The 24,514-nt window shown below is 60.4% G+C and carries 18 protein-coding genes and 2 pseudogenes; 10 read left to right on the top strand and 10 right to left on the bottom strand.

All coding sequences use genetic code 11. The features are described 5' to 3' along the window. Positions 1–162 precede the first annotated feature (162 nt). Positions 163–934: pseudogene (locus KKP04_RS14360) on the top strand (IS5 family transposase). A gap of 433 nt (positions 935–1,367) precedes the next feature. On the opposite strand, the pseudogene KKP04_RS14355 reads toward KKP04_RS14360, so the two are convergent. From KKP04_RS14355 to KKP04_RS14340, 4 genes and pseudogenes are all read right to left on the bottom strand, one after another. Next, positions 1,368–2,004: pseudogene (locus KKP04_RS14355) on the bottom strand (tyrosine-type recombinase/integrase). Positions 2,005–2,047: 43 nt separating this feature from the next. Then, a complete protein-coding gene (locus tag KKP04_RS14350) occupies positions 2,048–2,563 on the bottom strand; it encodes a hypothetical protein (protein WP_215033049.1) in 516 nt (171 codons plus the stop codon). After that, the gene (locus KKP04_RS14345) at positions 2,532–3,287 is read right to left on the bottom strand and encodes a conjugal transfer protein TraL (protein WP_215033046.1); all 756 of its coding nucleotides are present in this window, start codon (positions 3,285–3,287) and stop codon (positions 2,532–2,534) included. The genes KKP04_RS14350 and KKP04_RS14345 overlap by 32 nt, the downstream gene beginning before the upstream one ends. Positions 3,288–3,300: 13 nt before the next feature. Continuing rightward, positions 3,301–3,663, bottom strand: coding sequence for a hypothetical protein (locus KKP04_RS14340; protein WP_215033043.1), 363 nt, complete (start codon positions 3,661–3,663; stop codon positions 3,301–3,303). Positions 3,664–4,043: 380 nt separating this feature from the next. Between KKP04_RS14340 and KKP04_RS14335 the strand changes: the two genes are divergently transcribed. The 4 genes from KKP04_RS14335 to KKP04_RS14320 all read left to right on the top strand — a co-directional run bounded on the left by KKP04_RS14335 (position 4,044) and on the right by KKP04_RS14320 (position 13,053). Then, positions 4,044–4,358 (top strand): hypothetical protein, encoded by a 315-nt coding sequence (locus KKP04_RS14335; RefSeq protein ID WP_251134143.1) that lies wholly within the window; start codon positions 4,044–4,046, stop codon positions 4,356–4,358. A gap of 96 nt (positions 4,359–4,454) precedes the next feature. Then, the gene (locus KKP04_RS14330; protein WP_215033038.1) at positions 4,455–6,329 is read left to right on the top strand and encodes a helicase C-terminal domain-containing protein; all 1,875 of its coding nucleotides are present in this window, start codon (positions 4,455–4,457) and stop codon (positions 6,327–6,329) included. A 233-nt stretch (positions 6,330–6,562) separates the two neighbouring features. Then, positions 6,563–11,527, top strand: coding sequence for an AAA domain-containing protein (locus KKP04_RS14325; RefSeq protein ID WP_215033035.1), 4,965 nt, complete (start codon positions 6,563–6,565; stop codon positions 11,525–11,527). Next, positions 11,524–13,053: a hypothetical protein gene (locus KKP04_RS14320; RefSeq protein WP_215033032.1), complete on the top strand. Its 1,530-nt coding sequence runs from the start codon at positions 11,524–11,526 to the stop codon at positions 13,051–13,053. The genes KKP04_RS14325 and KKP04_RS14320 overlap by 4 nt, the downstream gene beginning before the upstream one ends. Before the next feature lie 193 nt (positions 13,054–13,246). On the opposite strand, the gene KKP04_RS14315 is transcribed toward KKP04_RS14320, so the two are convergent. From KKP04_RS14315 to KKP04_RS14305, 3 genes are all read right to left on the bottom strand, one after another. Next, on the bottom strand, positions 13,247–13,696 hold the full coding sequence (locus KKP04_RS14315) for a DUF805 domain-containing protein (RefSeq protein WP_215033029.1): 450 nt from the start codon (positions 13,694–13,696) through the stop codon (positions 13,247–13,249). A gap of 338 nt (positions 13,697–14,034) precedes the next feature. Then, positions 14,035–14,253: a hypothetical protein gene (locus KKP04_RS14310; RefSeq protein WP_215033026.1), complete on the bottom strand. Its 219-nt coding sequence runs from the start codon at positions 14,251–14,253 to the stop codon at positions 14,035–14,037. Between the two features lie 93 nt (positions 14,254–14,346). Then, entirely contained in the window at positions 14,347–14,673 is a 327-nt protein-coding gene (locus KKP04_RS14305) for a hypothetical protein (RefSeq protein ID WP_013420395.1), read from the bottom strand. 110 nt (positions 14,674–14,783) lie between these two features. On the opposite strand from KKP04_RS14305, the gene KKP04_RS14300 reads away from it, so the two are divergent. Then, on the top strand, positions 14,784–15,038 hold the full coding sequence (locus tag KKP04_RS14300) for a hypothetical protein (protein WP_215033023.1): 255 nt from the start codon (positions 14,784–14,786) through the stop codon (positions 15,036–15,038). Between the two features lie 72 nt (positions 15,039–15,110). On the opposite strand, the gene KKP04_RS14295 is transcribed toward KKP04_RS14300, so the two are convergent. Further along, positions 15,111–15,386: an amidohydrolase gene (locus KKP04_RS14295; protein WP_215033020.1), complete on the bottom strand. Its 276-nt coding sequence runs from the start codon at positions 15,384–15,386 to the stop codon at positions 15,111–15,113. A 208-nt stretch (positions 15,387–15,594) separates the two neighbouring features. Between KKP04_RS14295 and KKP04_RS14290 the strand changes: the two genes are divergently transcribed. The 4 genes from KKP04_RS14290 (at position 15,595) to traF (ending at position 20,222) form a co-directional block, all read left to right on the top strand. Then, positions 15,595–16,047, top strand: a complete 453-nt coding sequence (locus KKP04_RS14290) for a hypothetical protein (RefSeq protein ID WP_215033017.1) — start codon at positions 15,595–15,597, stop codon at positions 16,045–16,047. Between the two features lie 34 nt (positions 16,048–16,081). Further along, on the top strand, positions 16,082–17,713 hold the full coding sequence (gene traI, locus KKP04_RS14285) for a TraI/MobA(P) family conjugative relaxase (RefSeq protein ID WP_215033014.1): 1,632 nt from the start codon (positions 16,082–16,084) through the stop codon (positions 17,711–17,713). A 140-nt stretch (positions 17,714–17,853) separates the two neighbouring features. Beyond that, positions 17,854–19,695 (top strand): type IV secretory system conjugative DNA transfer family protein, encoded by a 1,842-nt coding sequence (locus KKP04_RS14280; RefSeq protein WP_215033081.1) that lies wholly within the window; start codon positions 17,854–17,856, stop codon positions 19,693–19,695. Next, positions 19,671–20,222, top strand: coding sequence for a conjugative transfer signal peptidase TraF (gene traF, locus KKP04_RS14275; RefSeq protein ID WP_215033011.1), 552 nt, complete (start codon positions 19,671–19,673; stop codon positions 20,220–20,222). The genes KKP04_RS14280 and traF overlap by 25 nt, the downstream gene beginning before the upstream one ends. Positions 20,223–20,493: 271 nt before the next feature. On the opposite strand, the gene KKP04_RS14270 is transcribed toward traF, so the two are convergent. Both KKP04_RS14270 and KKP04_RS14265 read right to left on the bottom strand, forming a co-directional pair. Continuing rightward, positions 20,494–22,980, bottom strand: coding sequence for a S8 family serine peptidase (locus KKP04_RS14270; RefSeq protein ID WP_215033008.1), 2,487 nt, complete (start codon positions 22,978–22,980; stop codon positions 20,494–20,496). An 85-nt stretch (positions 22,981–23,065) separates the two neighbouring features. After that, a complete protein-coding gene (locus tag KKP04_RS14265) occupies positions 23,066–24,079 on the bottom strand; it encodes an ATP-binding protein (protein WP_251134140.1) in 1,014 nt (337 codons plus the stop codon). Positions 24,080–24,514 lie beyond the last annotated feature (435 nt).

Raw genomic sequence — 24,514 nt, 5'->3', positions numbered from 1 at the left:
AAAAGTTGATATCACGCTTACTCAGTGATGCAATACGTATGACGATATGTCGTCGCGCGCTGGATCGCGGCGGCTCTCGACGCTAGGCCGTACACCCATAAAATGAGTGGCGTTTGATAGCGAACACTGATTCAAGGCTTTCGGTTGAGCTGGGAGGCCTTGATGACGCGCCGACGTTACGAACTGACGGACCTTGAGTGGTCGATCCTGCAACCATTGCTGCCGAACAAGCCGCGCGGGGTACCTCGCGTCGACGACCGGCGCGTGCTGAACGGCATCCTGTGGCGGTTCCGCACGGGTTCGCCCTGGGCGGAGATCCCAGAGCGCTACGGTCCGCCGACGACGTGCTACAATCGCTTCGTCAGGTGGCGAAAGGGCGGCGTCTGGGACAGACTTATCGAAGCGGTTTCAAAGGCTTATGACGGCGACATCGTCATGATCGATTCCACCTGCGTGCGCGTCCATCAACACGGAGCGACCGCAAAAAGGGGGCCTTCGATCGCGGCATGGATCGGGGCATGGGACGTTCCCGAGGCGGGCTTACGAGCAAGATCCACGCGCTTGTCGACGCCGAAGCCGCGCGATCGGCCTGGCGCTGACAGCCGGCCAGGTCCACGACAGCGTCGAGGCCGAAGCCCTGATCGAGCCGGTGGCGGGCGGCGGCATCCTGCTCGCCGACAAGGGCTACGACGCAGCCGCCATCCGGGCGAAGGCGGCCGAGAAGGGGATGTTCGCCAACATTCCGCCGCGCCGCAACCGAAAGGGACGGTTCGTCTTTTCCGGCTGGCTCTACCGGCAGCGCAACCTCGTCGAACGGTTCTTCAACAAGATCAAACAGTTCCGCGGCATCGCCACCCGCTACGACAAGGACCCCGCCAACTTCCTCGCCGCCGTCAAACTCATCGCGACGCGCCTTTGGTGCACGTCGCTATGAGTCCACGGCCTAAGCCCCACAAGCTGCTGCGGTCCAAAGGGCGGCCTCCCGGCCGGATTTCCTGCTTCAAACATTTTATAACAAGCAATTGGTGAAGGAGGACCACTTCGTCCGTGTGGGGCAACAGCGAGCCCGAACGTCGAGCGTGGTGCCGCTCAGCGGGCGAGATTTTATGGCTTCGGCTTCTGGAGGTTAAACAGGCGCGATTTTTTCTGAACGCCATGTCCGTTTGCGACCCGACTCGGGAGAACTCGGCGCGCCTTTTTGAGATACGGTTCGGCAGCTTTTGGCCCGATCCGGACTAAGTCTTTGTTCGGAACTCAAATTCCGCTTTGCCTCCGATTGCGGGCGAGGCTAATTCCGACAGGGACGTCTCTTCACGACCCTGAAGACCCCTTTTGCAAGGCGGAGCGTTGGCTCCGGCCGCCACCATTTAAATGTCGACCTGCTCGGAGATCGCAAGCGCGTCAATCAACCTCGACGCCAAGATACCGGACCGTGCTTTCGATCTTTGTATGACCGAGGAGAAGCTGCACGGCGCGCAGGTTGCCGGTCTTCCGGTAGATCAGTGTGGCTTTGGTCCGTCGCAGGGAATGCGTGCCGAAGAGGCTGGCGTCAAGCCCAACCATGGCGACCCAGGTCGAGACAAGACGCGCATATTGTCTCGTGGTGAGGCTCCTTTCTTCGCCGCGCCGGCCGCCGAACAGGAAGTAGCCAGGCTTCCTTTGCGTCACGCGCAGATACTCATCGACTGACTGTCGCGTCTGCTCGGTGATCTCGAAGCGTACGGGACGCCCTGTTTTTCGTTGCCGGACAGTCGCTCGCTCGACGGCGTATCCGTGCGGTGCGACATCCTCCACCTTGAGGGCAACCACATCGCAGCCTCGAAGCTTGCTATCGATCGCGAGATTGAACAGCGCCAAGTCGCGGGTTCGGCGTTGGAGTTGAAGTCGGGTTAGGATGGCCCAGACGTGTTTTGGCTGGAGGGGCGGCTTTGGTCCGACAAGCTTGCCCTTGTTCCAGGGGCGGCGCGATGCGCCACTCGCGTTGACGCTTTGACCTGTACTCATGGTCTCTCTCCCATTTTGGGTGCGAGACTTGAGAGTGCCATGCCTATGCCGCCGATGAGATCGGGCAGTGAAGAAACCGGCCGTTAGCGTCCGGCGCCAGCCAGATGCCGATCGCGATGCCGGTCAAGATCGAGAACAGGATGGCGAGAACGATCGACCCGAGCCAGGTCATGCGTCTCGCATCCTTTGCTGTGAGTTCGATCTTGGCGCGCTCGGCGGCGGCGGTGCCCGATAAGGCGTCCGTCAACTCAACCGTGGAAGACCGAACGGTTTTGGCCACGTAGTCGGCGGCGGCCGTGATGAGGCCTTCGCCGGTTGTTTTTGCCGAAGCCGCCGCGCGCTCCATCGCATCGAGAGAAGTGTCGCGCTCGGCTTTGAGGATCGCATCGGCCTTCTCCAGATAGCGGTCCGTGACAAGCTCGAGAAGCGTGAGCACCACAAACAAAGGGTCGCCTGGCGCCAAGATGATCCTGTGGCGCTTGGCTACCTCGCCGATGAGCCGATGGATTTCCGCCTCCGGGTCCGGCTCAGAGGGCGATGATGGAGGAAAGCTGTCCATTCACTTCCCGTTCGACGAGTTGCAGGCGGGCCTTCGCCATGATGGTGAAGTCTTGCGACTCTCGGACTTCGGCAAACGACAAGCCGGCCGACATCATCTTTTTCACGTCGACGCCGAAGGTGTCCTTTTCGCTGAAGGTATGATCGGCAAGATGCACGATGGCTGAGATGCGCCCGGCGGAGCCCTTATAGATTTCGAGGTCTTCGAACCTGCGGCCGGCAGGCACCACGGGGCCGAAATGATCGTTGATCCATACCACGATCTCGACAGAAGGCGGCGTCTGGCCGGCAATGGCTTCGAGATTGGCGCTCGTTTCGCGGAAGGTCGAGCCGCCGGTCAAGATAATGTGGGCGACGAGCCGCTTGTCGGCGGAGCGGACATGCTCAGGGATCTTGTTCTTCAGGAGATAGCGGTTCAGCTCAACGAAGGCTGAGGCGCCCGTGTCGATGACGAAATTCGCGTCGGTCGTGAGAAACTCCTCGGTGATGTCATCGAAAACGCGAGGGTTGATCGCATCGCCCTCCATGAGCTGGACACGCTTCACGCCAAGCGCGTGAAAGCTCGAAAACGACGCCGAGGTGGCATCGGCGTCGATGGCGATCACGGGCAGGCCCGCGGCCTGATAGGCTTGCACCAGTAGCACCGCGTGATGGGACTTGCCGACGCCGCCCTTGCTGTTCAAGAACAGATTGACCGCGCGCCGTGACTGCGAACCGTTCTCCATGCGAAGATCTCCTTCAGTCGTATTTTTTCCTGTAGGCGTCCATGGGATCGAAGTGGAACGTCCGCTCTTCGTGCGGTCCGACATAAAGGGGCGTTCGAGACCTGCCGTCGGCAGGAGGCGAAGGGCTCGCAGCCCCAAGGCCTGGAAGCCCGACCGGGGCAGCATCATCGGAGGCCTGGTCGCGATACTCGCGGACCAGGCGGATGAACTGCCGGTAGCTGACGCCTAAGCGGCTTTTGTGCTTCGCGTAGATGCGCGACATTGGCGCCTTGCGGGTCAACTCGCCGGCAATTTCCGGAAGCAGCGCGGTGAACGCGATGCGCCCGTCGCCCCATTTTGCCCGTGGCTTCTCTCCTCCCTTCTCACCCTCGATCATGGTTTATAGACTATCACACGCCACCCTCAAACTCAAACGTCGCAAAAGGACGAAGATCGTCACAGATGGACGAAGTCCGCCGAAGATCGCCAAACTTCGCCGGGCCTTTGCGTCACAGATGGACAAAGATAGCCAAAGATGGACGGAGGCGGTCAAAGAAGGACAGAGACTGCCAAGGAGCGACAGAGATCGTCAGTGTTGGACAAAAGTTTTGGATGGCAAGATGTGTGATGTGGGCCCACATCGGCAGAGCCGATGCCCCCATCACGCCGTTCCTTACTCGCTTCGCTCGACGGAAGCGCGGTCTCTTGTCGAGACCGCCGATAGCGGACTAACATGCGAGCATGGCGGATAAAATCCCGTTCGAGCCGCGAGACCGCATGCGTCCGCTGAAGACCTTTGTCAGTCCTAAAGAGCGCGTGGCGATCGAGACAAGAGCACAAGCCGCAGGCCTTTCGGTCTCGGCCTATCTGCGCGCGGCAGCCCTTGGCGTCAGGCTCACATCCGTCCACGACCAAAAGGCGATCCTGGCACTGCTGCAATTGAATGCCGACCAGGGCCGACTTGGCGGCCTCTTGAAGCTCTGGCTTGTGTCGCGAGCCGGCGTGGGAGTGGGGCCGGGCGAAGTCCGCCGCCTGTTGCATGACATCGAGACCGTGCAAATTCAGCTTCGCGCGCTTATTGATCGTCTATAAACGATGCGCTATTCAAAGAGGTGGCGACGGGGATCACGCCATGGCGCGGCGGAAGAGCGGTTTCAGTCTGTTCGGGCAGCGACCTTCGGCGACATCGTGACCGAGGTCGAACTTGCGCCTTCGGGCCGCGGCTTTCGCACCACGCGGTCGTTTTCGAAATTCGTGAACATTCCCGAGCTGATCGCGCTTTACAGCCGCGTCGCCGACACGCAAACGCCCGAGATGCTGAATCTGCCCCGCCCAAAGCTGAAAACCGGCCAGGTGACCGTCGTCGAAGCGGAGCTCTCGCAGCGCGAGCTCAACATGATGGACGAGCTTGTGCAACGCGCCGAAGCCATCAAGGGCAAGCGCTCTGAGGCAGGCGGCGACAACATGCTGAAGATCCTCGGCGAAGGCTTGCGGCTTGCAACCGACATTCGCTTGCTGGACGCGCAAGCGCCCATCAATCCGCATGGCAAGACGGTCGCCGCGGTCGAGCGCATCGCGCAGATCTGGAAGGAGGGGACGAGGCCCGGACTATGCCAGATCGTGTTTCTCGATATGGGCGTGCCGAACTCCAAAGTGGGTATCAAAGCGCAGGCGGCAGGCGACGACGAGTTCGCAGAGGATGAGGACGGCAACGAAGCCGCCCTTCCCAACGAGATCGGCTCCTCCTTCAATCTCTATGAGGATTTGCGGACCCGGCTTGTGCAAAAAGGCATTCCGCGAGACGAGATCGCCTTCATCCACGAAGCCGACAACGACATCAAAAAGGCCCGGCTGTTCTCCGCCGTTCGCGAGGCGCAGGTGCGTATCCTGATCGGCTCGACCGCGAAAATGGGCGTCGGCACCAATGTGCAGCGCCAGCTTGTCGCCATGCACCATCTCGACGCGCCCTGGCGGCCCGCCGATGTCGAGCAGCGCGACGGGCGCATCCTCCGGCAGGGCAATCTCAATAGCGAAGTCGAGATCATCCGCTACATTACGCTGCGCAGCCTTGACGCCTATCGCTGGCAGACGCTGACCAGGAAGGCGAATTTCATCGCGCAATTACGGGCTGGCGCACGCGGGGTTCGAACCGCCGAGGACATCGATTCCCCGCTTCCGGAAGCCGCGATGATCAAGGCGGCAGCCACCGGCAACCCGTTAATTATCGAGCACGCGGAGCTGTCCAAGGAACTGCGCGAGCTTGAGGCGGCAAAACGAGGCCAGGAGCGCTCCGTCCTCGCCGCCAAGTCAGCCTATGCGCGGCTCACCTCCAAGATCGCCGCTCACGAGACGGCGATCGAGGGCCTTGGCGCTGACGCCGAGCAGGTCCGCGCATCCGAAACAGCGGCGTTCCTGCTCACCATTGGAGACCGGCGGTTCTCGGAGCGCAAAGCGGCGGGCGAAGCGTTAAAGGCGATCGTCCTTTCGAAGGCGGCGCCGCTTGGCCTCGGTCAGCCTCAGAAAGCCGCCCTGCAGGCGCGCCTTCGAGGGTTCAGGCTCGAAGCCTATGTTCGCTCTGGCGCGAACGGTCTCTCCTACACCATCGAGATCGAACGAGAGAGGGGCTACGCCAAACAGGAGTCCTATCTGTTGAGCGACGAAATCGATCCGGCTGGCCTCCTGCGTCGCTTCGAAAACTGCATCAAGCAGGTCCCCGCCGTGCTCGCCGCCGAAGAGCAGGAGCTGTCGAAGGCCAGGGCCGATCTCCCAAAGCTCGAGCGCCAGTTGACGGCGACAGGGTTCGCCCGCGCCGAACGGCTCAACGCGGTAAAAGCCCGGATCATGGACATTGAGAAGGCTCTGCAGCCGTCGGAGCACGGCGCAGCAAAGAACAGCGAAGGCACTGCGCTCCAGGCGGACCCGCCTGTTAATGCAGCGAGGTCATCAATATCGAGCCTTGCCGGGCTGGAAAACAGTCCTCAAGGTCAGCGGGCCAAGATCGCGCTCCTGGAAGCCGAGTTCAGTGAAACGCGAGCTCGGCAAAACGGTCGTGGGCGATCGTAGCCTGAGACGGCGTATGTCTCTTTTCCGACTGCAGCGGCAGTCACCGGAAACGGGTTGGGGTGATTTTGACCCTTAGCGGAATCCGGTTGGAGCCTACGGCTTCAACGAAACATTCCGTCTCCCACCTGAGTGCCGGCTGTCGGGAAACGCATTCCACGCCGTCGCCCTGCTTCGGGACTTTCTAAAAAGTATGATATCGTTACCGTAGCGATTCTCTTTTTGGCTGAGTTTTGATGATCATCACACCTTGCGGACGCGGCATCCACCGTCGAGAGATTGTTGGCGTGGCGAAACTCAAGGAGCAGCTGCCGCCCAAGTGGTATGGCTTCACCAACCTTGAGATTGCGGTTGGCCCCGGCAAGGGACGCGAAATCGACGTTGTGATCATCGCGGAAGACCGCATTTTTCTCGCCGATCTCAAGGACTGGAACGGCAGGATCGAAAGCGACAGCGGCCACTGGCTTCAAAACGGGAACGATTGCGGTCCTTCGCCTGTGTCGAAGATCATTCAAAACGCAAGGGACGTGGGCACACTCCTTTCCGGTGATTTGAAAAAGCGAGTCAAGGAAGCCCTTGTTCCTCTCGTGCAGGGCTTGGTGCTGATAACCGGCAACGCCGATTGGAGCCGCATCGCCGCCACCGAGAAGAACAGCGTCAGACACATCGACGACTTTATTAAGAAGGTTTCTAACGTCAAATCCCGTGTCGAGGAATACGGCGCTGTCGCGAAAGTGCCGCTGACGGAAAATGAGTGGAAGGACCGGCTCAGCAAGTTCTTCAATGCGCCGAACGGCTTCATACGCCCCGGACGACGGCGTTTCGGCAGGTTCGTCGCGGTATCGGAGAACGCGACGTTCCAACACCCCACAAAGATTTACTCGGAGTACGATGCCGTCGGTGAAAGCGCCAACTTGAACCTTGGAACAATCCGCCTGTGGGACTTTACGAAGGCCGATAACAAGTTTCTAACAGCCGAAGGTAGGGCAGAAATAGCGGGCAGGGAGCGCCAGGTCATTTCCTATCTGCGAGACAGGAACGAATCCTTGGAGACGGCCCTGCTGACCCCGCAGGACGAAGATAATGAACGCGGCGTTTCTTATTGGGAAGTCTACGACCGTCGCCAGCGGCTCCGGCGGCTCTCCGATTTCGTAACTGCGCAGACAGGCGCCCTGAACCGCGAAGTAAAGATAGAACTCGGACGCCAGCTTCTCGCGAAGGTCGCCGCACTCCACTCAACGGGCGCCGCCCATCTCGATCTCGGCGGCCACAGCGTATGGCTCGAAGCTCCTTCCAACGTCCGCCTCTCTCACCTGATGGCCGCCCACTACCCAAGCATGAATTCGCTGGGGCAGAGCCGATTCCAATTCCTTTCCTGCGCGCAACTCCCGGAAACGATCTACGAGGAAGATCCCGGCGATCCGAGGCGCCGCGACGTATTCCTTGCTGGAGTCTGCGTCCACTTCCTACTCTTCGGGAAATACCCTCCGGAGAGCAAGATCGACTCCCTGGCCAATTGGGACCCTTCGACTGACTCGAATGGCGAATTTACCGCGCTGCACGGCTTCTTCGAGCGCTCCCTTTCCATGGAGCAGTCCGCTCGGTATGCGGACGCGACGGCCGCTCTGGACGCCTACAATGAAGCCACTTTTGAAGGACGTTCGAACCGGGAGATAATCGAGGGACTCGAACGGTTCCGCATCGAGTTCAAGTCGCAAAAGCAGTTCTTTGCCGCCTTCCCGGACGCTGTGGTGCTTCGCGAAAGCGATCGCGTCGACATATGGGAGAGCGGCGAGGGGGACCACCGCGTCGTCGTCAAGCTATGGAAGAGGGCGGCATGGGGAGATCAAGTGCGGGAGGGATCTCGAATCCTCGACTTCCTCGAGCGCGCTGACGACTTCCGTCGTTCCCCGCAGTCCAACTGCGCGCGCATATTGAGCGTCAGTTGGCTCAACGATGCGATCGGTCTGGTTCAGGAACACGTCGACGGCCCCCTTCTCTCCGACGCGATCAAGCGGTGCTCCGAATACTTCAGTGACACCATCAAAGCCCTGACGTTCGTGAAAACATTGTGTTCGGTGGTCCTGGCGCTGCACGACAGTGGGAGCGCCCATGGCGATTTGAAGCCGGACAACATCGTGCTTTTCGGCGACGACCGTCGCCCTGTACTAATCGATCTAATCGACTTTTCGGCGAGTGACGAGGGGGACCGCTTCACCCCCGCATATGCTCCGCCGGCCGGAGGCCGTCTGGAGAGGGACAGGCATGCCGTAACAAGGATCGCCGAGGAGGTCCTTGGTGCATGGCTTGAAGAAGAGGTCGGCGGCGAGATTCGAAAGGCCATTTACGCTTGTCGGAACAACATTCCGGCGAACGGTACTCTGCTGCCGTTGGTAGAGGCCGTCGACGCAGCGCTTGAGCCACCCGTCTCAAGGTCGAAGAAGCGGCTGTCGATTTCGCTTTTAGATGGCAAAGGCGGAATCCTGCTCCCGGACGAGGGCAAGATGTATCTTCGTCGTTATATGGGCGGGCATAATAATTCGGTCCTGGGATTTTGTCTCAGGGGTGCCTGCGAGGAGATCAGGGTAAATTTCGACAATCAGGGCAAAGCGGCAAGTGCCCGTCGCGTCAGCATTGACCAGAAAAGAATCCGTCAGGTTGCCAAGTTCGAACATCCTGTAGACGTCGAAATTTTCGTTGAAGCGGTGGGCTTCAATAACGTTTCGGCTCTCGATGAATTCACTGGAACTGCCGAGTTCATGGAGGTTTTCGCTGGGATCGCGAGATCGCTTCCATCGGATGACCTCCCCACGGATATCGAAACGTCTCGGCCTGCCTTCGACGACATCGAGGCAGAGGAGATCGTCGAGTCGAGTGAAGCCGTCGAGGATGCGGCTCCGGCGGCGGTCGGATCACTCGACAAGCCGGCGCCCGTCGACGTCGCGAAACTGTGGCAATGCCTCATCAACGTGGAAAGGGAGTTGACGACGGAAGGCGTGGCGCAGTCGGAGAGCGTCTACGATCGTGAAATGAAAAGGCATGTCCTTTCGTTCGAACTCGAACGGGGCGCCTTCGATTTCAACAGAAACGACACCGTGGGCATTGAGAGGCTCGACACCAGGGGCCGGTGGCGCCGCGTTGGGCAATTAGACCTGAGATCGAAACCTAATCGCATTCTGATCGATGCCACGGAGACGCCCAATCCGTCGCAGCCGGGACTGATCCACGACGGACAAAGGCTGCGCTTTCACAGCCATTTCAGCAAGCAGAGCTTGACGCGCCGCGAGTCCGCGATTTCAAAGATCCTTGCCAAAGAGGCGAGAATTTCAACGCTGGTCGACCTGTTTGAAGGCAGAGTTGCTGCGCCAAGTATCCAGACCCACCATATAGACGCCGTGGCGGTCGACTCTTACGGCTTCAACAAAGCGCAGCGCGCGGCGTTCGAGAAACTCGTCAAAGTCAGGCCGCTTGGTCTCTTGCAAGGACCGCCCGGCACCGGTAAGACGACCTTCATTGGTGCGCTTGCTCATTACGCGCTGACACACGGACTCGCCTCCAACATTCTTGTGGCGAGCCAATCGCATGAGGCCGTCAACAACGTCGCCGAGTCCGTACTGAAGCTGTTCGCGAAATCAGATGAGCAGCCGAGCATTCTCCGGGTCGGCAACGAGGGCGTCGTCTCCGAGCCTCTGATGCCGTTCCACACGGACAGCCTTGAACGGCTCTACAAGGATCGATTTAAGGCCGAGTTTCGCGAACGCGTTCGGCTGGTCGGATCCGCTCTTGGGCTTCCGGACGTGCTGGTCGACGAACTGTTCTTCATCGAGACCTCTACGCGTCCCGTGTTAGCGCGTTTGGCCCAGCTTGAGTCGGCGGAAGTGCCGGAGGAGGACAGGATTGCAGGGCTTCGGGTGACGTTGGCCAAGCATCTTCTGCATCTCGGCCTGAGCGATTCGCTCTTCGAAGACATGGACATCGACGTCGATCAGTGCGTCGATGACCTCGTCGACGCCGCCGCCGCGCGGTTCGCGCGTGCGACGCGCCCGTCGCCTGCCCTCGTCGCCCGAATGCGGGCCGTCATAAATCTCGGGAACGATTTCGTCTGGAGCGTCTCCTCTGCTCAGCGCACCTTCGAGACCTTTCTCGCTGGCACGAGACAGATAGTCGCTGGCACCTGTGTCGGCCTCGGTCGCGACTCGCTTGGGCTGATGGCGACCCCCTTCGACCTCGTCATCGTGGACGAGGCCGCTCGCTGCACTGCCAGCGAACTTGCCGTTCCGATGCAGGCCGGTCGTTGGATCGTGCTTTTAGGGGATCAGGCTCAACTTGAGCCGCAACACCCCAACGAAGTGGTGAAGAGGGTCGCGATGGAAACCGATACCCCCAGCCGCGAAATCCTTCGCAGCGACTTCGAGCGACTTTTTGAGTCCACGTATGGGAAGCTCGCCGGTTGCACGCTTACGGAGCAATACCGAATGCTGCCTCCGATCGGCTCGATCGTGTCGCAGGCCTTCTATGAGGGGATTCTTACGCCCGGACGACAGAATCCAGAGATACCGCCTGAATCCCTTCCTTCAGATCTCCGCAAGCCGATCACATGGTTCGCGACGGACGGATTGTCGGATCGAGGCCATGATCGTCGGGAAAAGACCGGGTCGAGCCGGATCAATCTAGCGGAGGCGGAGGCAATAGCGGCGCTGCTGAAAAGATGCAGCAGGAGTGCTTCGTTCACGTCATGGGCTACCAAGCAAACACGGTACGAACATGTCGTTGGCGTCATCTGCATGTATGCCGCTCAACGCGATTTGGTCCGGAAGAAGATTCAGGCGTTCAATCTTCCCGAGAGCTTCCGCAGGCTAATCAAAGTTGACACGGTCGACAGCTATCAGGGCAAGCAAAATCCCGTCGTCATCGTATCCTTGGTCCGCAACAATGCCGATGGCCCGTTGGAGGAAGGCATAAAGACGATTAGACCCGGGTTCCTGTCGAGACCCAATCGCATAAACGTTGCCGTGAGCCGAGCTATGGACCGGCTCGTCATCGTAGGTTCGAATGGGAGGTGGAAGGCGGGAACGGCCATGGGTCGCCTCGTTGCCGCAGTCGGCGATGCCCTCCAAAACGATGACGCCTCCTTGCGCTCCGTCTTTGAGCTGCTTTCAAACGACGGTGTGACCTCGACGCAGACGGAGGGTGTGGCGTGATCAAGAGGCCCAAACTTTCCCTACCATCCTCGACCGCATATGTGGACGCGGAGGATGAGCGCGAGATCAAGCTTGCCACGTACGACGTCCTGCTGCCATGCAGGCGTTTCAGGATATCGTACAAGGTGGCCGTCGTCGGACGCGTGTCGCTGACCGCGGAGTTTCTGCTGCGCTTGCTCAAATCTGCAGACGGGCTCGACGAAGGAAGCGCGGCGTCCTTCTTCGGATTCGACAGGCGAGACATGTCCTTCGTGCTGTCGGAGGTCGAATCGCTCGGATACGTCCAGCGAAGAGATGGCAAGCTGTGGCTCACAATAGCCGGCTTGAACCTGTTTCCCGATGGCTCCGAAAAGCCCGAGATTTTCGAGATCGAAAGTGTGAATGAGAGCGTGGCATTCGATCTGCTAGCTCTCGCGCCCGAGCGTTTCCAATTCATCGAAGATTACGAGACCTCTTTGCCGGAATTAAAGATTTCCGACAGCGTTCAACTAAGCGATGCGTCAACCCGGATTCCGACGGCTTTCCGTCGCTTCTACTTCGAAATCATGATCGCCAAGGGCCGAAACGGCAGTTACGGGAACAAGCGATCAATCTATTCCATCGACGACGTGGACGCGGGTGACCGTTTCCTCGTTCCCGTCACCATCGCGGTGAAGGCGTCGGGCGCGTGTCCTTGGATGGGAGAGGCCGACCTGTCGGAATGGCGTTCGGACCAGGAGTTGCAGGACAGGATCCAAGTCGGCGACGCGGCCTCGGCCTTCGTCGAGGGGCTGCAAGTCTCCCGCAGAGGTTCCGACCCGGACGCGTATCGCATTCTGACCAAAGTCGCCCCAGAATTTCTGAAGGACTTCATCAGGGCGGACGGCCTCGCGGTCGAACGGTACTATAGAGACGTCCTCGGCAGAAGAGGCCAGATGCGTTCGGACCGTCTCACGATCCCCATCCTCGGAGCGCTCACCAATAAGGAAAACGTCGAACGGCTGCTGGATGCCCTGTCTTACGCTTCAAAGCCGCCTGCGCCACTGTCGCAATTTGTCTGGCTGAAACCGCGTGTTCCTTGCTGGGGAGCGACACGGGCCCTGCCCGAGACTCTCAAACGCCTAAAGTCTTTGATTCTGCACGATGACAATGATGAGGAGGCTTCGGCTGTCTGCCTAGCCACCGGCCAACTCGATCAGTATCTCAACAAGATGTTTGATGAGGTGTTTCAGACCGGTAATCCTCAATTCCCCGACGCTCTAGAAATCCTGCTGATCCCCGGCCTTGTGGCCGCCGCCGTCGTTCACGCGCCTATCAAGGTATCCGCCGGTCATGCTGTTCCCTTGGGCTTGCTGAGTATCGATCCGCAGGTGGTCGCCCGGGTTCAGGACATGCTCATCAATGGACTGGGCGCCTATAATATCGCCGATTCTCGACGGTACGACGAACTCATGCTCGCTCTCTCGATCCCTTTTCCGCCCCAAAACCGTGCTGAAAATCTGATTCAGAACAACGCTTCCCCGCCGTTCTCTGGCAGTGAATCCTGATACGTTGAGGCGTCGCGTACCTGCAGTGACCGGTTCCGAGCCATGATAAGATCATTACGGAAAGGTGCCGACCGCTCAGCTGGGTTGACTGGAACCTGGCAGACCAATTGATAATGACCGCAATTGGCCCGAAGGAGGCATCGCCCCTACGGCCGCTATCAGCGTGATCCGGTCATCGGATGCAAGCGGCAAGCTATCTCGCGTGTTTCGACGGCAGGAAGCCGAGAGTGATGAAGGTCCACGTTGCCGTCAAGCCGCAGATCAACTGCGCCCAACCCGCGAGCGGCGACGGGTAATTCTCACCGCCGAGTGGTGAAATCGAGATGGCAGTCGCCACAAGAAAGGGGATCAGGAAGACGAGCCACCACCATCCCGACATCCCGCGATCGTGGAAGCGCTTCGTGTTGATCGCGATTTGCGGAACGAGGAAGACAACCGCAGTGATCCACCCGGAGCGATCGCCGAGGAGGCGCACGAGGTTTGGCCAGGTGCCGTCGAGGAAGGGCGCGTCGTCGCCCATGAACTTCGACAGCGCGAAGTTGAAGCTGGCGATTCCAAGGTGAATGAGCACAAAGGCCATCCACCATGTGCGCCGATCGATGCGGCCCTGGAAATTGAAGAAGACGAATTTCAGGGAGGACATGGCTGCTGTTCCTGTCTGGCGCGCGCGGTCCAAATCGGTGGGCGTCCCTTTTTGAGCCGCCATGGTGATCTTAGTGCGGTTTGCGGAGCGCCGCCAAATGTCGAAGGCCGTCAAACAAAGTGCGGTTGACTTTCGATCAGGGATCAAGGCTCAGGGCTCTGCCCTCAGCGCGCTTCGAACCGGCTTCCGCCCATCTTCGGCCGCTTCGCTTCCTGCAGCAGGGTCCCCGCGAAGCCGGTCTCCGCTTGCCCACCCGCTACTCGCCGCGAGGCAAGGGTTCCTGTCTGGCAGGAACCCTGAATCAAGCCGTGCGCCCGGGCTTTGGCGTTCCGAAGTGTTCAGCGCTGGCGCGACTTCGAGCGTGCCATCTTCCTTTCGTGAGGCTGTTCGATCAGTTCGCACGGGATCTCTGCTTCCGGGCGCAACGGGTCACGCTGGCGGACGCGGTAGCGGTGGCCGTTATAGTCGAACTCCTGCCCGATGGCTTCCGGCAGTCTGCGGCCGAGATGCTCTTCGACGACAAACTCGGGCAGATAGACAACGCGCTCTTGTGACATGGGGGCTTTCTGTTCAGGGCCTCAACTATCGGACTTCGGCACGGCCTCGATCGTGGCAGCGCCTCGGCAGCCGCGCGATCTCGCACGCATTGCTCATCGGCCCCGGCTCTTGCCGCCCGTGAGCCCGGCGGCAGCCTTGAGCGTGTCGGCGAGTGACCGGCGCTTGCGGGGCTCGTCGCGGCCGAGATGCTCATGCAATCCCTTGTCGAAGAAGTTCGACAGGAACTTCTGCGCGCCTTCGATTGAGGATGCCTTGCCGACTTCGTTGCCATCGACATAGATCCGGTGATCGGTGCCTTTGGGATTTCCGCCACGGCCGGGAAGGGCAATATCGAGCCGAAAGCGGCGGCTGCCTTCACTGCAGGTGCCATAGAGAAAACCAGCACCATCAATGCCTCGCCAGACGAATGTCCTGTCCATGTTTCCTCATCTCCCTCTCTTCAGTGCCGTACTCGCCTGATGCCGTTGCCGCCTGTGCAGCGTTACCGGCGATGGCAAGTTGACTTTCGCGATCGCGGAAAACCGAGCACATGAAGCTCGGCAAGCGCCTGAGCGCCCTTCAAGTTCGGCATGCTGCCCGCCTTCTCGCCTCGAATGAAAACCTGAAAGAGCGGCCCCGCATGGGGCGGATCGCCCTCTCCTGGAACAGCGATGCTGATGGGGAGAAACTGCTCGCCATCACGGAACACGCCCCGGAAATATCCCCCGCTATCCAGTCCTTTCCAGATGATGGAAGGCTTCGTATGGTCGGAAGCTGGCATGGGACGCCTCAGGCGCATACATGATTGTTTATATACTATCATCGCGTAGGTCGAGACGCCAGCACTTCGAACTTCCCGATGACGCCGGCGGGGGCCCTAGCGCTTTCGCTGGGGCGGCTTCTTGCTCTCCTCGAAGACATAGCGGAAGCCTTTTTGCTCCTCGGCCCGGATGAGATCGCCCGCTCGCTTCTCGCCGATGAGGTCCCTCAGGCGCGCCAAATGGCCTTGTGCGATTTCGTAATTGCGGAAGAACGGGTCTCCGCCGCCTGGTGCCTCCGCTCTCGTGCGGGCGCGATCGCGGGCCGCGATAAAGGACCGGGCTTCTTTCAGAGCGGCTGCAGCGATGGCCGCTTTGCTTGGCTTGCGGGCCATGGTTTCTCCACAAGCAGTTGTCTTTCAATGGTATGCAGGAGATCCTATGCCAGGCCGCGGCCAACCTAAGAAAGTATGAGTAGTAGGCGTCGTAGACGACCTGTGAATTTCAGTTATGATAGCGTATATACGAGCATGCTTGCGGGAGCGATCCGCGCCATCAACAGGATCGTCGTTGGACGCGCCGGGTGACCGGCCGGGAGGCGCCATGCTTGTGTTGAAGATCACCGCCTATGCCGCGATGGCAGTCGGCGCCTTTGGGGTGATCATCGTCTTTTGCACGCACTACAACGCGTTTTGCTTGAAGCGGTTTGGCGTCGAGTTGCTGACGCTGCCTGCCTTTGCTGGCGTCGGCATCGCGGCCATCATCTTTTGGGAGGGCGTCCTCTATTATAGCGATGCCCTTGCGAAGCACGAAAACCTGTCGAACGGCCTTGCGCTGTTGGGCTTGGGCGGGGTCGGTCTCCTGTTCGCTTTCGTCGTCAACATCCGGCTGACCAATGTCTTTTACGGCGTCGTGGCGACGCTCGTTCAGCTCGTGCTGGGCGCGTTTCTTGCCCCCTTCATGATCATCGGCGCGATCGGCGCAGCCTGTGAATCCCCGAAACGATACGTGGAGCAGCAAGGCTGCTGGGATCGCGGCCGCAGGCTCGGTGGATAGCTCCTTCGAGCAAGCCGCAAACGGGCGTTAAGCGATGATCGCGAAACGAATCCTGAGGCCTAAAGCCGCCTCAAATTTCGGTCGGCTCGGCGCCTACATCCTTGGCGACGGTCAGACGCCGAGCGAGACCCTCACGACGCGCACCTTCAGCTATATTCTCGATGGACAAGAAGGCGCTGGACGGGTTGGGACCGTCCGGGTCACGAACTGCATGTCGGAGGCTCCCGATCTTGCAATCAAGGAAATCCTCGTCACCCAGGCGCTCAACAAGCGCAGCCGGTCAGATCGAACCTACCACCTCGTGGTGTCGTTCGAGCCCGGCGAGACACCGACGCCCGCGCAGCTTGAAGATATTGAAAACGAGCTTTGCGCAGCGGCCGGGCTGGGACGCCATCAGCGCATCTCGGCCTTGCATCTCGACCGGGCGCATCTCCATCTGCACATCGCCATCAACAAAATCGATCCGGACAGCCTTCGCTGTGTCGAGCCCTATTACGACAAGCGCAAGCTGATGGCGGCCTGCGTGAGCCTCGAACTCAAACATGGGCTTGCGCAAACCAATCACGGGCTCTCCAAGCGGAAACGGCCCAGAGGGCGGGCTGCCGATCTTGAAGCCCACGCCGCTGAAGTCTCTTTCCTGTCCTTCGTGAAAGACAAGATCGAAGCTCCGCTTCTGGCGGCGCTTGGCGAAAAAGCCTGCTGGCGCGACATCCACGCGATCATGGCGTGCGAGGGGCTGACCCTGAAACGACGGGGCGCGGGCCTTGTGATCGCCGACGCCAAGAGCAGGCTTGCCGTCAAGGCGTCCACCGTGAACCGCGCCTTTTCCATGAAAGAGCTTACGTCGCGTCTTGGCGCCTTTCAGCCTGGCCTCGCTGAACCGGCAACCGTCCAGGATGGGTATGGTCGCGCGCCGCTGTACCCTCTCAACACCGCATCGCTCTATGTGGATTATGTGCGCCAGCGCCAGCAAGGCCTCGAAGCCCGGCATAAATCCCGCGAGGTGAGCGCCGCAGCCCGAAACGAGGCTTACGCGGCTTTTGCAAAACGAAGGTTCGAAGTCAGCCGCTCAGGCCTGACACGCCTGGGTAAAAAAGCGAGACGGGCGGAGCTTCGCCTGATGCGATCGCGCGCGCTTGCCGCGCTGGCCGACACCCGGCGCGAGCGCGAGGCGGCAATCGAGGAGACGTACTTCTTCACCTGGGTGTCCTATTTGCAGGCGCGCGCAAAGGCGAGCGACCGGGATGCGCTGCGTGCTCTTCGCGCGAGCGCCGCACCCGGTGCTAAGACCGCGGCTGCCTTCCTCACAGCCAAAGATGCCGGCGCCGCAAGAACCATCATTTTGCGGGATTTGAACCCTGTCATTGGCCGCAACGGCGAACTTGTCTATCGCCTCGCCGACGGAGGCGCGGTCACCGACGAGAAGCTGCGCATCCGCATCGACAAAGCCTCCTACCAGGCCGCCATCGTTGCGCTGACGCTCGGGGCGCAGCGTTTTTCCGGCCAGGCCCTGGCGGTCGAAGGAACGCGCGCCTTCAAGAGACAAGCGGTCGAGGCCGCAGCAGCGCTTTCGCTTGCGATCACGTTCAGCGATCCCGCCATGGAGGCGGAGCGGCAGCGGCTCATGATGAAGAACACGCCGCGTCCTCGCCTCTCCCGCCCTTAGCGCAGGCGGTTAGATAAAGCGATTGTTTATAGACGATCACGTCGTTATCCTTGGCTTGCGGCGAGAGCACGACACTTGAAAGCCAGCGGGAAGGCAGGCTCGCTCCAGCCGTGCGGTTTGAGGCAAGGGACGGAATGGCGATGATCGGTGCGGAGCGTCCGAAGCCTGACAGGAAAGCGCTCGCGATCGCCGTCCTGATCGGCCTTGTCGTCCTCAACAGCGCGGCGACGCAGTATGTCGCGTCAAGGTTCGCCTATCATCCCGCTCTTGGCGCGCCTCTCATCGGTCATCTCTATCCGCCCTGGGAGTGGCTGATCTGGCAGCACAAGTTCGGCGGCCAGGCCCACAGCGTGTTCCGGACCGTCTCGGCCGGCATGGCGCTTGCGCTTTCTTGCGGCCTGTTCGGCCTCCTTGCGCTCAGCGGGCGCAATGCGGAGCGCCACGAAGGCATTCATGGGACCGCTCATTGGGCGAGCCGGACTGAAATCGAGGCGACGGGGCTTTTGCCGAAAAAGGGACAGCGCGGGGAAGGCGTGTATGTCGGCGGCTGGCGCGATGAACGCAAACGGCTTCGTTATCTGCGCCACAACGGCCCGGAGCATGTCGCCGCCATTGCACCGACGCGATCGGGCAAAGGCGTTGGACTTGTCGTGCCGACGCTTCTTTCCTGGCCCCATAGCGTTGTCGTCAACGATCAGAAAGCCGAGCTCTGGAACTTGACGGCGGCCTGGCGGAAAAAAGAGGCCGGCAATGCCGTCATGAAGTTCGATCCGGGCGCCTCCTCGGGCAGCGTCAGCTTCAACCCCCTTGAAGAGATCAGGCTTGGCTGCCTTCACGAGGTTGGCGATGTCCAGAACCTCGTGACCATCCTCGTCGACCCGGAAGGCAAAGGCCTCGTCGATCATTGGGCAAAGACGAGCCACTCCTTTCTGACCGGCGCGGTCCTCCACGTTCTCTATAAGAAGCGCGCGGAAGGCAAGGTCGGCTCGCTCCCCGATGTGGCCGCCGCGCTGTCCGATCCAGACCAGCGCATTGAGAGCCTTTATTTCGAGATGATCGCCAACAACTGGGGCGAGGGCGAGAAAACCCATTCCACCATCGCAAGCGCCGCGCGCGACATGCTGAACCGGCCCGACGATGAGCGGGGCTCGGTGCTCTCGACGGCGATGTCGTTCCTGTCGCTCTATCGCGATCCGCTCGTCGCCAGGAATGTGGCGCGGTCCGACTTCAAGGTGGGCGATCTGATGAACCACGACCGCCCCGTCACGCTCTATCTCGTGGTGCGCGCCGAAGACAAGGACCGCATGCGGCCCTTGATGCGGCTTATCATCAACCAGCTTGTCCGCGTGCTGTTGCGCCCGGAAATCACCTTCGTCGACGGCCGGCCGCAGGCACCGCACAAGCACCGGCTGCTCCTCATGCTCGACGAATTTCCATCCTACGGGAAACTCGAAGTGTTCCAGGAGGCGCTCGCCTATATCGCGGGCTACGGCATCAAGGCCTATCTCATCATGCAGGACATGTCCCAGCTCTGGGGCGCCTATGGCAAGGACGAGAGCATCACGTCCAATTGCCACGTGCGGATCGCCTATGCGCCGAACAGGGTCGAGACCGCCGAATGGCTGTCGCGCATGGTCGGCACCGCCACCATCGTGAAGGAGGACATCACGACGAGCGGCCGGCGCTTCGGCGCGGTCTTGACGCAGGTTTCGAAGACCTATCACCAGGTCAGCCGGCCGCTGCTTACCGCCGATGAGATCATGCGCTTGAAATCACCGCTGAAGGACAGCGGCGACCTCATCATCGAGCCCGGCGACATGCTCATCTTTGTTTCGGGGCACGCGCCGATCTTCGGTACGCAAAGCCTTTATTTTCGCGATCCCGTTTTCCGTGAGAGGGCGAAGCTCCCCGTGCCGGCGACCGACAGCCTTCACCGCAGCCAGATACCGGCCTTTCAATGGGATCCCAAAGCCGCCGAGTAGCCCTCGCCGCCTGGATTGCGGCCGCGATTGTGTTCGTGCTCACAGGCGTCGCGGACAGGTTGGGCTATCGCTTCAATGAAACCCCTTCCGTGCCGGTTGGGATTTGGCGGGTTCTGCCGGTCAATGGCCCGCTGGAGCGCGGCCAGATCGTCAGCGTGTGTCCGCCGCCAACCGGTGTCTTCCTGGAGGCGAAAGCACGGGGCTATTTGTCTGAGGGCTCTTGTCCTGGCGGGCTCGAGCCCATGTTGAAGCCCATTGCCGCGCTCGAGGGCGACGCCGTTGAACCGACAGGCGACGGCTTACGCGTCAACGGCCGGCTTCTTCCTTCTTCCGTAGCTTTCCCAGCCGATAGCAGGGGACGGTTGCTCCCGAAGGTCTTTGCCGTTCGGCTTGTGGTAAATAAAGGCGAGATGTTCCTCGTTTCCGGACATGGCCGAAGTTTTGATAGCCGGTACTTTGGCCCCTTGCCGCTCTCGGTCATTACAGGAGTCGCGGCACCCATATGGATCGCAAACTCGGATAAGTGAGGGTCACGCGAAAAAGTGACGCTTGGGTTCAGTGCTCTCCCGGGGGCTGCCATCGGGACAGGTCTCATACACAAGCAGACGTTGATGCCTTCTGTGGGCTTGTGGGCAACAGATATCTGTTGCTTGATTAGGAACGGACATCTCGCGACGTTGAGCGGACAGCGCCCATATTGATGGTTCCGGATGCCGCAATCTTTGCGAGGAACGCGCTGCAGGTGGCAATCAGTGATGACGCCGGAGCGTGATTGTCCGCTTCCGCTCCGCCGCCATCTTAACGGCGCACCCGTGGCCTCACCTTCTCGCGCAGTTCCTCATGAATATCGAACTGCACCCCGGCTTCGACCTCCAAGGTCACCGCAACGGCAAAGCGGATATCGATATCCGGACTAAGCGCTCCACCGCTTGCGTCCTGGCATTGCACCCGGATCGGCACGGTCTCGCCGTCCTCGTAGGCCGGGCTCGCAAGCCGTTTATGGATGAGACGGCGCGACCAAACCGTGCCACGACCAATCATCCGTTCGTCGGGTCCGGATGCTTGCATCAAAAGTCCCCACCCCGCGTCCTTGTCTTCGTCCTCGCCGTCAATGTTGTCAGAGGCCATAGCCTGTAGGGAGGCAAGGCGGTAACGCGCTCGGGTACTGTCCGTCGGTGAGAACCATGCGAGCGTCACGCGCATGGAGCGTCCGACACGTTGTCCCGATAAAGCTGGCGGAAGCGGAAGGTGGAAAATGCGTGCCTGATCTTTGCGAAGATCACTCAAGGCCACAAGGGTGACGCCGTTAGCCGGCGATTCCACCATACGAGCCACAGAGAGGTGGCCATGCCCATAATGGCGGCACACATCCTCCTTCGCCCGGACATGCGCCCTTGATCCCAATTCCTCCAACACCGCTGCCGCATGGGCAATGGCTTCCTCGGACCAATCGGCCGCATTGATGCTAAGCGCACGCGTTAGAAGGGCGCGGTCGCGCCGCGAAAGATCACGGTCAGCATAGGGTCCCCCCTCTTCCTGCAGAGCTCCCGCGCACTGCAAAATGGCTCGGGATGTGAGGGCGGCTGCACAACTGGTCCCTCGTGTGCGGCGCATACCCCTTCGGGCTTCGATGCGCGGCGAGGCCACCACGAGACCGTTTTCTCGGTTCACAAGCGTGAGGTTGGCATTGGGAGCGCCGCCCCCCGCGCGAAATTCGTGAACACCGCCCGTCTCCAACAGATCCGGCTTGATGCTTCTAAACGGACCCAGGCCAAGGGCTGCGGTCACCGCAGGAAGCCGATGGCCATCCGCATGCAAGGCGACGATGTCATGCGCCGCAGGAATGGGCGCGGCGTTCGTCCGGTCTTCCGAGATCGCTCCTACGGTCAATCCATTCAATGCCTCCGCAGGCGACAACAGGGAGCGCGCGTAGGCAGCATTTCGCAACGCCGAGCGCACAGCCTTCCTTCGTCCTTGGTCGTCCATCGCCAGAAAATCCGGCAGCAACGTTGGGTCAAGCGTCAACGCATCGAGGATGTTGCCGGACGAAATCACGAAGAGAACGCCATGTTCGTAGGCCCACCAGTCTAGGAGCCTGGCAAGAGCACTAATGCGTCCGCCGAAACGCATCTCGTGAATGCCGATGGAAAGGTTGACGACAAACACATCCGGCGCCAGCGCGGCATTGCCTATGAACATCCGGGTCAAGGCCACATGCAGAAGATCCACAAAAAGCATGTCATCCGGAGACCGGCCCCCCTTATCCGTGTCCACGACGATCGGAACGCAGAGAAGGCGGGAGTTCTCAAGTGCAACGCCATCCGCCTCCAGATCACCGCGCAAGATCAACGAGGCCATGCCGGTTGCATGAGACCGCTGGCGCACCTGAGATCGGCCCACAAGATTGTGAATATCTTCAATCACCACACCGCCATCGAGGGCCGGGTGCGCGGCAACAGGCGTGCCATCTAAAAGCGCGCCAAGAATGGGCATGTCGTCCGCGAACGCCTCACGATCGGGAAGGTCTCTCCTCAATTCCTCACCCGCCTCTGGGAGAGCTTGAGCGATCGTCTGCGGCAGAATGAACTGTACGCCGCGCACCCAGCCTAATCCGTCGGGGTTGCTGGGATCGGCCAGAAGGTCACGCACGGCGCGCGCGGGTAAACGCGCGAGCAACGCCTCATACACAAAGCCCCGTCCGGCGATGGAACTACTTGCACCAATCGCGCCGCCAAGTTCCGTAATCTTGGCATGTGCTTCCTCGCGCCATCTGCGCCGGTCATCCGCGCTGGCGGAGGGCCAGATCTCGAATTCCATACGTATAACATCGTCGTCGGCAATGCCTTCCAGCCGCTTTTCGATAGTCTGCCGGGCACCCAACGGAAAGCGATCCTCTGGACCCCATGGGCGCAGATCCAGCAATCGATCGAAGAGTTTCCACCAGGGGGCTGCGCCATCGGGCGGGTCTTGATCGGCTTGATGGGCGTCCCAAAGCCTTACGATTTGCGCCGCCGATGCTAGGGTGGGCATCGTGGCATAAAGCGTCTGGGGAATGCTCGCGCTACCACGCGCTGGCTCGAACCCTTCTGGAAACGCTTCGACGTCATCGCCATCGACTTCAGCAATCACCTCGAGCCCTACGGCGCGCGCCGCACGTGCAAAGCCCTGAATGTTACCCGCTGTCTCAAACACCAGCGCGCGCTCGGGCGCGATTCCCGTCGGATCTTCGGCAAGCTCAAGGGGTTGCTGCACAAGCCGCGACAGCTCGACGAACCGCGGACCCAAGCGTTCGCCCTGACGCCGTCGGCCGGGCCCACGAGGCTGCGGAATGGTCGGCGGCTTCTTTTTCTTGCGTCGCGCCGGCCGTGGATCAGGCAGACGCAGTATCGGCCGTTCCCTCGCCATCTTCTATTGCCCCGGCAGCGTTGCGTTCGCGCCAGGCCCGAACGCGGTCGTCAATGACCGCGCGCAGTGAGATCGAGCCCTGTCCAAGGACAAAGCGGCGGCGAACATCAAGAAAGAAATTCTCGGCATCGGAGTAACTTTGCGGCTCAATGGCCCCGGCAAGCCGCTTGGCGGTATAGCCCGGAGTGTCCCCTAACGAACGCAACTGATCCGTGACGTAAGCGATTAATTGCTCTTCACCGGGCTTGTCGAGAACAAGGCGGGCCTGGAAACGTCGCCATGTGGCGCGGTCCAGCAACTCTGGATGATTCGTAGCGGCCACCAAAACACAATACGACGGCAGATCATCGAGCTGAAGCAGAAGTGTCGTCACCACGCGCTTGATTTCACCAGTTTCGTGGAGATCACCGCGCTCCTTGCCGATCGCATCAAACTCATCAAAAAAGAGAACGCACGGTTCGGTTCGGACAAAGTCGAACAACCGCCGCAAGCGTTGCGCCGTTTCGCCAAGATAACTCGTCACAACCGCGTCGTAGCGCACCGTGAAGAAGGGCAGCGCAAGCTCATAAGCGATGCTGTCGGCTAGTGATGTCTTGCCGTTGCCGGGAGGTCCCACCAGCAAGATGCGATGACGAGGCTCGAGCCCATGCGCTCGAAGAACATCCGCGCGCCGCTGCTCCTCAATCAACTCTTCACAGAGGGATCGAGTCGCCTTTGAGAGGTAGAGTTCTTCCATCGGGCGTCTGGGGTCACGCCTGAGTATACCCATCGTGCCATCAGACGGGCGCGCGACAGACAGCTGCTTCGCAGTGACCGGTTTGATCGACGCCTCCAGTGCGCGCGTGATGCGATCGGCAAATCCACCATGCCGCTTGGCGCGTTCATCAGCAGCGAGCGCCTCTACCGTCGTGCGCAACGCTGCCGTGTCGCCGCTCGCGCCAGCTTTCACGAGATTGATAAGAAGGTCACTTCGCGCCATAGCATTCCGTAGTCCAGGCCTTTAGGCCTATGGTATTCAAGCCCCGATTTTCGATTTTTAGCACGGATAGTCCATAAAGTCGCTCCGAATCAGTCCTCTGTGGCACGGGCGCCGCCCGCTTTAGTCAGCGAATATTTCGTAATTGCGCATGCATCTGGCTGCGGCACGGCGCTGCTTCGCGGCTGATCGCGATAGTCGCTGTCCAAATGTACAGCAGACATTTTCAGAGGCGTGCGGAGCGTCCTCCTTCGGTGGTGGCGCATGTCTGGAATCTCTGCGCTGCCGAATTGGCTTGCTAATGCAAGCAAACATTGAGGGTTAGGGTCTAACAGGCCGCTGAAATAGTCGGCCGACGGGAAGGATCTTCCGTTTCCGAGAATTTCCGGGGCTGTGTGCCCTGCCGGGCCGTCGTTCCTCGGTCTCAGGCGGCGAGCA

Source organism: Rhodomicrobium sp. Az07, assembly GCF_018619475.1.
Classification (GTDB): domain Bacteria; phylum Pseudomonadota; class Alphaproteobacteria; order Rhizobiales; family Rhodomicrobiaceae; genus Rhodomicrobium.
The sequence above is the reverse complement of the archived record's forward strand: the minus strand, read 5'-3'. Positions and strand labels throughout refer to the sequence as shown.

What these genes read in the sequence shown, in the direction of transcription:
- KKP04_RS14350 (WP_215033049.1), bottom strand. Translation starts at nt 2,563, where the DNA reads ATGGACAGCTTTCCTCCATCATCGCCCTCTGAGCCGGACCCGGAGGCG.
- KKP04_RS14345 (WP_215033046.1), bottom strand. Translation starts at nt 3,287, where the DNA reads ATGGAGAACGGTTCGCAGTCACGGCGCGCGGTCAATCTGTTCTTGAAC.
- KKP04_RS14340 (WP_215033043.1), bottom strand. Translation starts at nt 3,663, where the DNA reads ATGATCGAGGGTGAGAAGGGAGGAGAGAAGCCACGGGCAAAATGGGGC.
- KKP04_RS14335 (WP_251134143.1), top strand. Translation starts at nt 4,044, where the DNA reads ATGCGTCCGCTGAAGACCTTTGTCAGTCCTAAAGAGCGCGTGGCGATC.
- KKP04_RS14325 (WP_215033035.1), top strand. Translation starts at nt 6,563, where the DNA reads ATGATCATCACACCTTGCGGACGCGGCATCCACCGTCGAGAGATTGTT.
- KKP04_RS14315 (WP_215033029.1), bottom strand. Translation starts at nt 13,696, where the DNA reads ATGTCCTCCCTGAAATTCGTCTTCTTCAATTTCCAGGGCCGCATCGAT.
- KKP04_RS14310 (WP_215033026.1), bottom strand. Translation starts at nt 14,253, where the DNA reads ATGTCACAAGAGCGCGTTGTCTATCTGCCCGAGTTTGTCGTCGAAGAG.
- KKP04_RS14305 (WP_013420395.1), bottom strand. Translation starts at nt 14,673, where the DNA reads ATGGACAGGACATTCGTCTGGCGAGGCATTGATGGTGCTGGTTTTCTC.
- KKP04_RS14300 (WP_215033023.1), top strand. Translation starts at nt 14,784, where the DNA reads ATGAAGCTCGGCAAGCGCCTGAGCGCCCTTCAAGTTCGGCATGCTGCC.
- KKP04_RS14295 (WP_215033020.1), bottom strand. Translation starts at nt 15,386, where the DNA reads ATGGCCCGCAAGCCAAGCAAAGCGGCCATCGCTGCAGCCGCTCTGAAA.
- KKP04_RS14290 (WP_215033017.1), top strand. Translation starts at nt 15,595, where the DNA reads ATGCTTGTGTTGAAGATCACCGCCTATGCCGCGATGGCAGTCGGCGCC.
- traI (WP_215033014.1), top strand. Translation starts at nt 16,082, where the DNA reads ATGATCGCGAAACGAATCCTGAGGCCTAAAGCCGCCTCAAATTTCGGT.
- KKP04_RS14280 (WP_215033081.1), top strand. Translation starts at nt 17,854, where the DNA reads ATGATCGGTGCGGAGCGTCCGAAGCCTGACAGGAAAGCGCTCGCGATC.
- traF (WP_215033011.1), top strand. Translation starts at nt 19,671, where the DNA reads ATGGGATCCCAAAGCCGCCGAGTAGCCCTCGCCGCCTGGATTGCGGCC.
- KKP04_RS14265 (WP_251134140.1), bottom strand. Translation starts at nt 24,079, where the DNA reads ATGGCGCGAAGTGACCTTCTTATCAATCTCGTGAAAGCTGGCGCGAGC.